The following is a 10,983-nucleotide window of genomic DNA, read 5'->3' on the forward strand; positions in this document are numbered from 1 at the left end:
TCAAGGCGAAGGACTCGTCAGACTCTCTCGCGGCAAAATAACAATCCTTGATTCGAAAAGACTGGAAACACTACAAAGATCATAAAACGTTTTTTTCTCTAAAGAATCCTCCATTTATCAGAATTATGAAAGTCATTCTAATAAATGGGGGATCTTTTTATACTACAATCAAACTATAAAAATATTTTATTTATTTCTAATAATCCATACCACATGCATATGATCTTTCAATCAGTGCATGGTCATTAGCCACTGCATCATAAAAGCGGAATCCACCTGAAAAGTTGTATGTTTCATATCCATTTCCTTCCAAAATACGGCTTGCAATATAACTGCGTAGCCCACTCTGGCATATCAGGTAAACAGGCTTTCCCTTCTCAATTTCATTGATCCGTTCCCTCAGTTCATCTACAGGAATATTTTTGAATCCATCCATATGCCCCCTGTTAAATTCACCTACAGTTCTCACATCCAGCAACACAACACTTTTATCTCTAGAAATCTTATCCATATCTTCCAGATGCCATTGTTTTAAGGTACCTTTTGCTATATTGTCTATCATGAATCCTGCCATATTTACAGGATCCTTGGCAGAGGAATAAGGCGGTGCATATGCGAGATCCAAATCCTTCAGCTGGGTTGCCTTCAGCCCTGCATGAATTGCTGTTGCCAGCACATCAATACGTTTATCAACTCCTTCATATCCAATAATCTGAGCACCAAGCAAACGATAGGTCTCTTTTTCAAAAAACACCTTCATGGTCATCACTTTTCCACCAGGATAGTAACCGGCATGACTCATAGGAGAAAGAATTACTGTATCTACCTCTAATCCTGACTTTTTGGCATTGGTTTCATTGATACCTGTAGTAGCTGCTGTCATATCAAATACTTTGATAACGGAGCTTCCCTGACTGCCCAGGTAACGACTATCACCGCCACAAATATTATCAGCGATGATTCTGCCCTGTTTATTGGCTGGTCCTGCCAAAGAAATCAGCGCATCATTACCCGTAACATAATGTTTTACCTGAACTGCATCACCTGCAGCATAAATATCCGGTACAGAGGTTTCCATTCTGTCATTCACTACAATACTTTCCTTGATGCCAAGTTCCAGACCGGCTTCTTTTGCTAATACTGTGTCTGGTGTGACTCCGATTGCCAGAACTACCATATCAGCCTGAAGGGATGGATTATCTTTCAACAGGACCTCCACTCCGTTGTCTTTTTCTTTAAATCCTTCTACTGTATAGCCCAGTACCAGTTTTATCCCATGCTTTCTCATTTCATTATGGATCATGGATGCCATATCCGGGTCAAAAGGGTTCATCAGCTGCTTAGGCCGCTGGACAATCGTAACATCCATGCCAAGCTCCCTCAAATTTTCTGCCAGTTCCAGACCAATAAAACCGCCACCTGCCAATACAGCCGATTTTGGATGATTCTTATTTATATATTCCTTTATCCGAAAAGTGTCTTCTACAGTACGAAGTGTAAAAAGTTTATCAATACCTACTCCGGGAAGTCTCGGCTGTGTTGGCTTTGCACCTGGAGAGAGGATCAGCTTATCATATTTTTCTTCAAATATCTCACCATTCTCTAAATTTTTCACTGAAACCGTTTTACGTTCCGGATGTATGGAGATAACTTCATGATGAATTTTCATGTTAATACGGAAGCGTTTAAAAAAACTCTCTGGTGTCTGTAGTGTAAGTTCTTCCGGGTCTGTGATCACGTCTCCAATATAATATGGAAGCCCACAATTCGCATAGGATATGTATCCGGATCTTTCAAACACAGTAATTTCTGCATGTTCATCCAGTCTTCGTATTCTTGCTGCAGCTGTAGCTCCTCCGGCTACACCTCCTACAATTATTACCTTCATCTTATTTTTCCACCTTTCCTGAGTAAGCTGCAATGCCACCGATATTATTTACTTTAGAATATCCCATTCGTTGCAGTATCCCAGTTGCCTGGCGGCTTCGTGAACCGGAATAACAATATACAAACAGTGGGATATCCTTATTCTTCGCTACAGAAGCAATATTGTCAAGTTGCTGCAACGGCACATTTTTACTTTCTGGTATATGTCCTTCCTGATATTCCTGCGGTGTACGTACATCCAGCAGAACTGCATCATCAGTCCTTTTATATTCTTCTATGCCTTGATTAATATTCGACTGTTTAAAGAGATCAAAAAATCCCATTAGCACACCCCCCCTAAAGCATTTCTAAAATCGCATTCTTAGGTCTCGCCCCTGAAACCTGCTGTACAATCTTCCCATTCTTCATAACCACTAAAGTTGGAATGCTCATAATACTGAACTTATTTGCCAGTTCAGGCTCTTCGTCTACATTAATCTTTCCAACTTTAATATCTCTACGCTCACTTGCAATCTCCTCTACAATAGGTACTACCATACGGCAAGGCGCACACCAAGATGCCCAAAAATCTAAAAGAACGGGTTTATCGGAATTCAGTACTTCGTTCTGAAAATTATTTTTATTGATATTAATAGCAGACATTTTACAGTCCTCCTTATCTTTTTCTTTTTGTAGATTTATTATAGTCTTAATTTCATTTATTTTCCGTGATTACATCACCATACCTCATTAACTTAACTTCTTGCCATACCATCTACACTTAATATAACACCTGTAATGTAACTCGCCTCATCTGAAGCAAGAAACACAAACGCATTGGCAATATCTTCTGGCTGTCCAAGACGACGCAATGGAATTCTTTCAATCATAGGTTCGATAACTTCCTTTGGCACGGCCTTCATCATATCAGTTTCTGTAATCCCAGGTGCAACAGCATTAACACGAATACCTTTAGGTCCTAATTCTCTTGCTAATGATACAGTCAATCCGTTTACTGCAAACTTCGATGCCGGATAAGCAAACCCACTTGGCTGTCCCGAAATACTCACCATGGAAGAAGTTGAGAGAATGACCCCCTTGCCTCTTGCCACCATACATTCTGCTGCTACACGAGTAGTATTAAATACTCCTTTTACATTTAGATCCATGACTTTATCAAAAGTCTCCTCTGTATAATCCATAAATGAGGTGTTTTCTGAAATCCCTGCATTATTTACCAGTATGTCGACACATCCATATTTTTCAGTTGCCTCTTTAAAAGCCTTTCTGACAGACTCCATGCTTGCCAGATTTGGACTAATTCCAGCAACTATTGCATTGGGATATTTTTCTTTTAATTTATCTACAGCAACATCTGCCGATTCCTGTGAACTTGCTGCCAACACAACTGAAGCACCTTCCTTCAAGAATTTATCAGCTGTAGCAAATCCTATACCACGGCTTCCACCAGTAATGATTGCAACTTTATCTTTTAATCTCATTTAGACTACCTCCTTACTTTGTTTGTAGTTACATTATAAGCAAAAGGTAAACCATTTTCTGTGATATCATCACAAACTATCGCAATAAAAAACCCTGTTGCTCACACGCACCAGGGTTTTTGTTTATCTATCCGTATTTAAATAATCAGAATTTTATTCAACTTCTGAAAACTGATCTTTTCCAACATTACATAATGGGCATTCAAAATCTTCTGGAACGTCCTCCCACTTTGTTCCTGGTGCAATACCACCTTCAGGATAACCTTCCTCTTCATCATATTCCCATCCGCAAACGTCACATACATATTTCATTAGTTTGTTCCTCCTTATAAATATATTAATATACAGCATATATTACTGTTGTATTTGTGTTGTTCTGTAACCTTAATATGTATAAATGCTTTTAGCATTTCCATAATCCATGCAGGTTACAATATGCATATACCTCTTCTACCTGTTCACCATCGCAAAGACAAAAATCTGCTACTGGCTCCTGCCCTGGATTTAACTGTTTTCTGTATATTCCCTGGTTTGTATTTAATGTAATCCACTCAATGAAATGCTCTTCAAGCATTGGATGTTTTGTCTCTCCGACCACGACATGAACATGACTGCCTTCTATCGTATATACAGGTACATGCTTCTCGACAGCAGCATCTGTCACTCCGGCTTTTAATTCCTGCATAGGTTCTCCGCAACAAATTACAGGTACACCCTTATCCTTTACCTTTTCAACAATGTTTCCACAATGCTTACAAATATAATACCTTACTTCCATGTGTAAAATTTATAATTCAATTGTCTCCATAATCTTTTTCAATGAATCTGCAGATTCCTTAAGCTTTAACGCTTCCTCGCCACTTAAATTAATAGGTATATCAGACTCAATACCATCTGCACCTACAATAGCTGGCATACTTAACGATACTTCGTCAATATCATATACTCCATGAATCATGTGTGATACAGGAAGTATTGATTTTTCATCTCTCATAATCGCTTCACAGATTCTTTTTACAGACATTGCAATTCCATAATATGTAGCGTGCTTTTTGTTTATAATCTCATAAGCACTGTTCTTGACTGCTGTAGCTATTTCTGCCGTGTTTTCCTTGTGCTTGTAATGTCCACGCATTTCACACATTTCACTTAATGGAACACCAGATACATTGGCTGATGACCATGCTACAACTTCGCTGTCTCCATGCTCACCTACTATAAATGCATGAACACTCCTGCTGTCCACAGATAAATGCTCACCAAGCTTATATCTTAATCTGGCACTATCTAACACAGTACCCGATCCAATAACCCTGTTTTCTGGAAGTCCTGATAACTTTATGGCTACCTGAGTCAGGATATCTACCGGATTCGCAACTACAAGCATGATACCTGCAAAATTTCTCTTTGCTATTTCAGGAATGATTGACTTAAATATTGCTACATTTTTATTTACGAGATCAAGCCTTGTCTCTCCCGGTTTCTGTCCCGCTCCGGCAGATATGACAACAATTGCAGCATCAGCCACATCATCATAATCTCCGGCATATATTTTCATCGGACTAGCAAATGGAATACCATGACTGATATCCATCGCTTCTCCTTCTGCCTTGTTCTTATCTGCATCGATAAGGACAATCTCTGTAAACAAGCCACTCTGCATCAGAGCAAATACCGATGCAGAACCAACAAAGCCACAGCCTATCATTACTGCTTTTTTTGAATTAATCACTTTCTTCATAATAATCTCATCTCCTTAATAATTCTCTTCATGTACTTCAAAATAGTTCTATGGATGATTACATACCGGACATACTTCAGGCGCCTTAGTTCCTACCACAATATGTCCACAGTTACGGCATTCCCATACCTTAACTTCGCTCTTTTCAAACACCTGTGCAGTTTCAATATTCTTAAGAAGTGCACGATATCTCTCTTCGTGGTGCTTCTCAATCTGTTTATTGTCAATAAATAATAGCAATAATTACTATTATTATAATAATCAATATTACTGATTACCTTTCATTTAAAATAATCATTCAATCATCATTTTTTCCGTTCAAAAACATATTCTGCATCTGATGATAAATCAGAGCGGAATGAATAGCCTAGTCTATCAAATTTCTTAATATCCTCAGGATTTTCAATTCTGTTTTCAGCCATGAACCTAACCATTTCACCACGGGCCATCTTAGCATATGTACCTTTTGTCACCAGTTTATCTCCTGATAACTCACAAAATGTAATCGTAATGTATCTATCCTGTCGTGTCAGATATTTTTCTATGCACTTAGAGTATTCTTTCGATGCCAGATTGATTATAATCCTGCTGTTATCAATCACTGAGCGGTATAATAAATCTCCCCAGTACTCATACAGATTTTTTGTTTCTCCTATTCCAACCTTCGCCTGCATTTCCAAACGATAAGGTGTCACACCATCCCTTGGTTTTAGCACACCATAAAATGCAGATATTATTCTCAAATGATTTTGTACATACTCGAACTGACTGTCCTCAAACACGGATGGAGCCATATATTGAAAAGCAATTCCTTCATATGATAAGACAGCTGGGGTAAGTAAATGATAAAGATCCATGTTTTCCAATCTATTGAAGTTCTGTTCTGTAATTTTGTCATTACATTTCCAGATAGTCTTCAGTTCTTCTTTTGACTTACTTTTCAACCAACTTTGTATCTCTGTCGTCTTTTCAATAAATTCAGGCAATCCATCCGGCGCTATGCTGTCAGTATCTGTAATCATCTTTTTAGCAGGGGATAATATTATCTTCATTAATCTAATTCCTTGAGCATATTTTCAGGATCATCTGCAGCCTTGACTTTATCATTTGCCTTTATAATAATCCCCTGTTCATCAATAAGATATGTGGTTCTTACTACTCCCATAGAGACTTTGCCATAATTTTTCTTTTCTTTCCATACATCATATGCTTCAATAACTTTCCGCTCTGGATCTGCTAAAAGTGTAAATGTCAATCCATATTTTTCCTCAAATCTCTTATGAGAGGATACAGAATCCTTACTGACTCCAAGAATAACTGCTCCTTTTTCGGTAAACTGAGGGTATCGCTCAGAAAACCCACATGCCTGTTTCGTGCATCCCGCTGTATTATCCTTGGGATAGAAATATAAAATCACTTTTTTTCCTGTATAATCCGATAATCTATGTATTTTCCCATTTTGATCTGGCAACTCAAAATCCGGTGCCTTAACCCCTACTTCCAACATTATTTATCTCTCCCTTTCTGTATCTTTCTCTTTATTCGCCTTTTTCTTCCTATTCCCGGTAATCATTTTATGACCTGTATATATCGCCATTACCATACATAACATAGAACTTAAAGCAAAGTATTTGTGACTTGATTTTTGCTTTTTATATCCAGTGTAAAAAGTCCCAAGCATTGTGATCAATGCTCCTACTGACCAATATTTATGTGCTTTCATGTAATTCCTCCATTTTTTCAGTGTATTCAATTCTAATTATACGCTACCATATTCCTATGTCAATTTGATAATAGAGCATTCCTATAAAATTTTTCAAAATATCATTGTCAAAACTATGTATTGTTATCCTTTAATTTTTCTTTGAAATAATTGACAAAAAGCTTGCTTTCAGGAGATTACTATTTAATCTCTTTTCCATCTATATATAGTTGAAATTTATCAGGATTATTGACAACATCATAGTCCTTTCCGTATTCTACAGGTCTATATTCGGCTGTCATTACCGATTCCCCGTCTTCAATATCCTCTTTCCATAAATAGATGTTCATATCAATGCTCGTCGCATATCCTCTGTCTGTGGAGAATTTTGTCGAATGAAAAGAGACTTTACAACTTAAAATTGGATAAAAAGGACAAAAAAAGAAGAGCTGCTTGCTCTTCCCATATAGTAGTAGTAAAATAATATGTCATGCCAGCGCAATATATTACCTAGAATATCGCTATAACAGGAAAGGGGCTGCATTGTGACAGCCCCTAGTTTACTTCATCACGTTGTCTACATTCTGAGTGAACTCGTTCCCTGGTTTATTTTAGCATCGGTCTGGATTTTGTTTCATAAAGATAAATTTTGCCACAGAGCGGTCGTATGTTTTAATGTGTCCAAACAGCCAGTCGATTACATTTTTCTGTACAAGTTCACTGAACCGATCTGTTGGTCCTTCATACTCCTGAAGGTATTCATACAGTTCCTGAATTGTCTTTTTAAACTCTTCATGTTTTTCATAATGTTTTTCACGCTCTGGATAACCGGCTTTTTCCTGAAGTGCTTCTTCTTCTTTAAAATGAAAGTCAGTATACTCGTTAAGATAATCCAGAAGTTTGATCGCCTTTACCTTGCTGTCGCCATTTTGACAGGCAATTACAAAGTTCTGAATACGGTCAATCAATTCTTTGTGCTGTGTATCGATTGTTTTATTTCCTGTTACTAAATTGTCATCAAAGGTAATGTTTAAATCGTAAGTCATAATTTGACCTCCATTTCTTTTATATGTTCTCTTAGGCTCTTTTAATGTCTGGCAGTTTCGTACCTGCATTTTCTGCTTAGTCTTCTACAGGAACGAAAACATCTTTTCCTAATCCGCAGATTGGGCATGTCCAGTCATCTGGAATATCCTCAAATGCAGTTTCTGGATCGATACCAGCGTCTGGATCTCCTACTGCCGGATCATAAATATATCCACATGGTTCACATTCATATTTTATCATAGTCATTTTCCCTTTTCAATGTCGATTTATTTTTGTTACCAAGTTCCTAGCAATTTTTCTAACACTTTGTTTCTTGTATATCTGTATTATACATGATAATTATTCTCTTGTCAATAATAGTAATTATTATTATTTTTGTACTTAGCATAAACTGATATTTGAATTGCACATTTACATATTGTATATATCATGGGAATAGTTGATTAAAAAAATGAACTCTACAATTGTTATTGTATGTCCCATCCTTGATTCTGAAATGCTGTTCACGAAGATTTTTATCTCCTGCAACTAATATAAGATTTGCTCCACACCCGCAAGGACAAAACAATTTATTATTTCTACTTTTTTCTCTAAGATTTTTTAATCTATCCGGTATATTTATTTGATGCCCATTAATAACCGTATATATGGATTCGATTCCTATGTATTTTCCATCACATATTGCAACCGTTCTATGAGCCATATGTCGTTCCCCTATCCTTGTGCTTTCTAATCAAAAACTATTCTTGCTATCCTGATTATATCATGCTATCTAAATGGTTAAACATAAATAAACTAATTTTCTACTTTATATCGTTAAAAAGTATTCACTTAAAACCTAACCACATTTTTACGATGTCTTGAGCAACTACTTAACATTCCTGCTTTCTATCTACATAATCCCCAAATGCTCTATTTCTACATATTTCAGTAATCACCCTTTCGTTCACTTGTACCACTTAGGTGGTTAGCGCGTTCGTTGCGACTACGAAATTGATACAGGCAAACGCTCCCCCTTGCAAATACCCCTGTTCACGCAAAAAACGTCTAGCCACTCATAGCCAGACGTTTTTTATTCAAAAAATCCTTTATATGTACTTCAACATTGTCGCAATAGAAAATATCCATATCAATCGACTTTGCTAAATGTTCCAGAGAAATCCCTAATACAACATTGCCAGAGACCATTATCCCGTTTGCGAATTTCCAGGCTCTTTTTTTTACCATTTTGTAGAGCTTCTAAATTTGGACGACTCGGCATCGCGACTGTAACGATAGCGCATTTTACTTTTTCTTCCACAGTCAAAATTCTTCTCGTGGATGCGTCTGTAATACGAACAACTAACCAACATAAGGCAAACCCTCCGCAATCTGGTAAAGCCATTTGAATGTAAGTCCACTAACAGACCTGCGCCTTCCGGCCAAAACAGAATTTAGATTATATCTGTTAACTCCTAATTCTCGCGCCGCTTGAGATTGATTATTGTAGATCATTCCAGTCTCCATGCACATAAACTCTGGAGAATGATTCACCAATCCGGCAATAATACGATCAACTACATCTCCGTAAGCCATGTTGTATCTGCGGTCACACCATTCCAGGTTATTGAGTTTAGGATTCATTTTATTTTGATCGCGGTGATTTATTTCCGGAAGCCCGCTTGGATTCGGTAAAAAATATCTGGCAACCAAAACGTGTACGTAAAAAGATTTTTGTCTGCCGTTTCCAATCTGTAATATCACACTCGCATAGCTCGGTCTGGCAATATTGGTTAAAATTTTGCCGGTAATTTTGTTACGAACGTGGCCCAGGTTTGAAACCTCGTACCTATCTGCTGTATATCTGTTATACGTAATTGATTTATAAATTTCTACTTCGGTATATTTTGCTGTCATGTTTATTCGCTCCCTTCTATATAAGAAAGCTTTTCTGTGTTACATCCTACGAATCACCCGCCGACTGAGTGCACTACTCTCAATCGGCAAGCGTTCAATAATAAAAGAAAGGAGGTTGATATGAAAAAAATCAACATGCCGGTGACAACTCCGGCGAATAACCCTGTAGGATGTGACCCCATACAGGGCTGAGGTGAACATAAAATTTTGAAGAAAGACTGTGAAGCAAAATTTATTGACATATATTATCTCAAACCGCCATGCATGGGCGAACATACATAACTGTCGCGAGATCGGTATAGGTATAGCGCTCGCGGACGTGCTTGCCTGACGGCGTTGGATCCGTTGCGACTGCTACAAAAAAATGTCTGTATTTTTCCATAATTTTAATTTTTTTGAATCCCTTGAGAGTGTGTCCGTCTGACCCCAAATCGGAAATCTCTACAGTATCTCCAACATGAAATTGATCTCTGACGAACTGTCTCGTCTCCGGAAAAATCGGACCGTGATAAAAATTGTTTTCTCTCATTTCCTACCTACCTTTCCACAATTATATTATAGAGTTCTCCTGGTTCTTGTGGTTCTGGATTGCAGTTCTTGGCGTTTTTTTGACTTTTAAAAAAAAATAGAGGTGTCTTATAGGCACCCCTTTAATGCTATGCGATGAGTCCGCGGAGATTGTTCTTACTGTCAACGACGGCCTGATTGAAAATCTTCTGAACTGCCGGCAGTGTGAAAAATCTATTGAGATATCTGAATGCACAGGACTTGACCATGCCAGCTTTGTAACCGGCATCCTCGTATTTCTCACCTCCAATGATAACCAATGCGGCTACGGTCTGCATGCTCCTGTCTATATCTCCGTCCAATGCCGCCATATCAATCGTACGCTTGATGATCCAACGTTTCTGAACAATTTCCAGAATAATAGCCTCGATTAAAGCCTTTTCCCTCTGGTACGCCACCTGCTGGACGTCCTCGATTTTGACGGTACGCGCCTGTCCACTCCTGTAATCCTGCACTGTATCGACAATCAGGTATTTATCGCGGAGTTCGGCCAGTCTTTTCTCGTAATATAACCGCTGCGTTTCCAACATTCTGTACTGCAGAAAGTCCTCTTTGCAAAGTCTCAATTCGCTCATATCATTTGCCCTCTCTATTCTTTTTAGTGCATGTTCAACAAAAATCCTTGATTTTACTGACTTTGCTGAACAGTTAATAAGTTACAT

At 37.9% G+C, this 10,983-nt stretch carries 18 protein-coding genes and 2 pseudogenes; 1 reads left to right on the plus strand and 19 read right to left on the minus strand.

Annotation, left to right across the window (positions count from 1 at the left end; translation table 11 throughout):
• Positions 1-85 (plus strand): annotated as a pseudogene (locus tag GT674_RS18040) (Crp/Fnr family transcriptional regulator); the annotation flags it as partial.
• Positions 86-196: 111 nt separating this feature from the next.
• Here the strand turns inward: GT674_RS18040 and GT674_RS15860 are convergent.
• The 19 genes and pseudogenes from GT674_RS15860 to GT674_RS15945 form a co-directional block, all read right to left on the minus strand.
• Complete coding sequence (locus GT674_RS15860; protein WP_161286572.1) at positions 197-1,888, minus strand: FAD-dependent oxidoreductase; 1,692 nt, start codon at positions 1,886-1,888, stop codon at positions 197-199.
• Between the two features lies 1 nt (position 1,889).
• The gene (locus tag GT674_RS15865; protein ID WP_005421613.1) at positions 1,890-2,210 is read right to left on the minus strand and encodes a rhodanese-like domain-containing protein; all 321 of its coding nucleotides are present in this window, start codon (positions 2,208-2,210) and stop codon (positions 1,890-1,892) included.
• A 13-nt stretch (positions 2,211-2,223) separates the two neighbouring features.
• Positions 2,224-2,529, minus strand: a complete 306-nt coding sequence (gene trxA / locus GT674_RS15870) for a thioredoxin (protein ID WP_005421612.1) — start codon at positions 2,527-2,529, stop codon at positions 2,224-2,226.
• Between the two features lie 92 nt (positions 2,530-2,621).
• On the minus strand, positions 2,622-3,368 hold the full coding sequence (locus GT674_RS15875) for an SDR family NAD(P)-dependent oxidoreductase (RefSeq protein ID WP_005421611.1): 747 nt from the start codon (positions 3,366-3,368) through the stop codon (positions 2,622-2,624).
• 153 nt (positions 3,369-3,521) lie between these two features.
• A complete protein-coding gene (locus GT674_RS15880) occupies positions 3,522-3,680 on the minus strand; it encodes a rubredoxin (protein WP_005339874.1) in 159 nt (52 codons plus the stop codon).
• A gap of 91 nt (positions 3,681-3,771) precedes the next feature.
• A complete protein-coding gene (locus GT674_RS15885) occupies positions 3,772-4,146 on the minus strand; it encodes a desulfoferrodoxin family protein (protein ID WP_023920586.1) in 375 nt (124 codons plus the stop codon).
• 9 nt (positions 4,147-4,155) lie between these two features.
• A complete protein-coding gene (locus GT674_RS15890; protein ID WP_117997260.1) occupies positions 4,156-5,109 on the minus strand; it encodes an L-lactate dehydrogenase in 954 nt (317 codons plus the stop codon).
• A gap of 48 nt (positions 5,110-5,157) precedes the next feature.
• A pseudogene (locus tag GT674_RS15895) lies at positions 5,158-5,325 on the minus strand (rubredoxin-like domain-containing protein); the annotation flags it as partial.
• A gap of 89 nt (positions 5,326-5,414) precedes the next feature.
• Positions 5,415-6,161, minus strand: a complete 747-nt coding sequence (yaaA, locus tag GT674_RS15900) for a peroxide stress protein YaaA (RefSeq protein ID WP_005421606.1) — start codon at positions 6,159-6,161, stop codon at positions 5,415-5,417.
• Positions 6,161-6,616 carry a thioredoxin-dependent thiol peroxidase gene (bcp, locus tag GT674_RS15905; RefSeq protein ID WP_005421605.1) on the minus strand — a complete coding sequence of 152 codons (456 nt, stop codon included), beginning with the start codon at positions 6,614-6,616 and terminating at the stop codon, positions 6,161-6,163. The genes yaaA and bcp overlap by 1 nt, the downstream gene beginning before the upstream one ends.
• Before the next feature lie 3 nt (positions 6,617-6,619).
• Complete coding sequence (locus GT674_RS15910) at positions 6,620-6,832, minus strand: DUF6219 family protein (protein WP_117457937.1); 213 nt, start codon at positions 6,830-6,832, stop codon at positions 6,620-6,622.
• Positions 6,833-7,011: 179 nt separating this feature from the next.
• The gene (locus GT674_RS17185; protein ID WP_015524977.1) at positions 7,012-7,161 is read right to left on the minus strand and encodes a hypothetical protein; all 150 of its coding nucleotides are present in this window, start codon (positions 7,159-7,161) and stop codon (positions 7,012-7,014) included.
• A 261-nt stretch (positions 7,162-7,422) separates the two neighbouring features.
• Positions 7,423-7,857, minus strand: coding sequence for a bacteriohemerythrin (locus GT674_RS15915; protein WP_019161195.1), 435 nt, complete (start codon positions 7,855-7,857; stop codon positions 7,423-7,425).
• Positions 7,858-7,933: 76 nt separating this feature from the next.
• On the minus strand, positions 7,934-8,098 hold the full coding sequence (gene rd / locus GT674_RS15920) for a rubredoxin (protein WP_020993356.1): 165 nt from the start codon (positions 8,096-8,098) through the stop codon (positions 7,934-7,936).
• 187 nt (positions 8,099-8,285) lie between these two features.
• Positions 8,286-8,561, minus strand: a complete 276-nt coding sequence (locus GT674_RS15925) for a hypothetical protein (RefSeq protein ID WP_243149162.1) — start codon at positions 8,559-8,561, stop codon at positions 8,286-8,288.
• A 426-nt stretch (positions 8,562-8,987) separates the two neighbouring features.
• A complete protein-coding gene (locus tag GT674_RS15930; RefSeq protein WP_161286574.1) occupies positions 8,988-9,158 on the minus strand; it encodes a hypothetical protein in 171 nt (56 codons plus the stop codon).
• 41 nt (positions 9,159-9,199) lie between these two features.
• Positions 9,200-9,754, minus strand: coding sequence for an HNH endonuclease (locus GT674_RS15935; RefSeq protein WP_161286576.1), 555 nt, complete (start codon positions 9,752-9,754; stop codon positions 9,200-9,202).
• Between the two features lie 250 nt (positions 9,755-10,004).
• Positions 10,005-10,283, minus strand: a complete 279-nt coding sequence (locus GT674_RS15940; RefSeq protein WP_161286577.1) for a hypothetical protein — start codon at positions 10,281-10,283, stop codon at positions 10,005-10,007.
• A 127-nt stretch (positions 10,284-10,410) separates the two neighbouring features.
• Positions 10,411-10,896 (minus strand): hypothetical protein, encoded by a 486-nt coding sequence (locus GT674_RS15945; RefSeq protein WP_161286578.1) that lies wholly within the window; start codon positions 10,894-10,896, stop codon positions 10,411-10,413.
• Positions 10,897-10,983: the final 87 nt, after the last annotated feature.

Origin of the sequence: Blautia sp. BIOML-A1, assembly GCF_009883055.1 — a bacterium.
In the GTDB taxonomy this organism is placed as follows: domain Bacteria; phylum Bacillota; class Clostridia; order Lachnospirales; family Lachnospiraceae; genus Blautia_A.

Excerpts from the sequence above, each read along its gene's own strand:
- GT674_RS15860 (WP_161286572.1), bottom strand. The coding sequence starts at position 1,888 with ATGAAGGTAATAATTGTAGGAGGTGTAGCCGGAGGAGCTACAGCTGCA.
- GT674_RS15865 (WP_005421613.1), bottom strand. The coding sequence starts at position 2,210 with ATGGGATTTTTTGATCTCTTTAAACAGTCGAATATTAATCAAGGCATA.
- trxA (WP_005421612.1), bottom strand. The coding sequence starts at position 2,529 with ATGTCTGCTATTAATATCAATAAAAATAATTTTCAGAACGAAGTACTG.
- GT674_RS15875 (WP_005421611.1), bottom strand. The coding sequence starts at position 3,368 with ATGAGATTAAAAGATAAAGTTGCAATCATTACTGGTGGAAGCCGTGGT.
- GT674_RS15880 (WP_005339874.1), bottom strand. The coding sequence starts at position 3,680 with ATGAAATATGTATGTGACGTTTGCGGATGGGAATATGATGAAGAGGAA.
- GT674_RS15885 (WP_023920586.1), bottom strand. The coding sequence starts at position 4,146 with ATGGAAGTAAGGTATTATATTTGTAAGCATTGTGGAAACATTGTTGAA.
- GT674_RS15890 (WP_117997260.1), bottom strand. The coding sequence starts at position 5,109 with ATGAAGAAAGTGATTAATTCAAAAAAAGCAGTAATGATAGGCTGTGGC.
- yaaA (WP_005421606.1), bottom strand. The coding sequence starts at position 6,161 with ATGAAGATAATATTATCCCCTGCTAAAAAGATGATTACAGATACTGAC.
- bcp (WP_005421605.1), bottom strand. The coding sequence starts at position 6,616 with ATGTTGGAAGTAGGGGTTAAGGCACCGGATTTTGAGTTGCCAGATCAA.
- GT674_RS15910 (WP_117457937.1), bottom strand. The coding sequence starts at position 6,832 with ATGAAAGCACATAAATATTGGTCAGTAGGAGCATTGATCACAATGCTT.
- GT674_RS17185 (WP_015524977.1), bottom strand. The coding sequence starts at position 7,161 with ATGAACATCTATTTATGGAAAGAGGATATTGAAGACGGGGAATCGGTA.
- GT674_RS15915 (WP_019161195.1), bottom strand. The coding sequence starts at position 7,857 with ATGACTTACGATTTAAACATTACCTTTGATGACAATTTAGTAACAGGA.
- rd (WP_020993356.1), bottom strand. The coding sequence starts at position 8,098 with ATGATAAAATATGAATGTGAACCATGTGGATATATTTATGATCCGGCA.
- GT674_RS15925 (WP_243149162.1), bottom strand. The coding sequence starts at position 8,561 with ATGGCTCATAGAACGGTTGCAATATGTGATGGAAAATACATAGGAATC.
- GT674_RS15935 (WP_161286576.1), bottom strand. The coding sequence starts at position 9,754 with ATGACAGCAAAATATACCGAAGTAGAAATTTATAAATCAATTACGTAT.
- GT674_RS15940 (WP_161286577.1), bottom strand. The coding sequence starts at position 10,283 with ATGAGAGAAAACAATTTTTATCACGGTCCGATTTTTCCGGAGACGAGA.
- GT674_RS15945 (WP_161286578.1), bottom strand. The coding sequence starts at position 10,896 with ATGAGCGAATTGAGACTTTGCAAAGAGGACTTTCTGCAGTACAGAATG.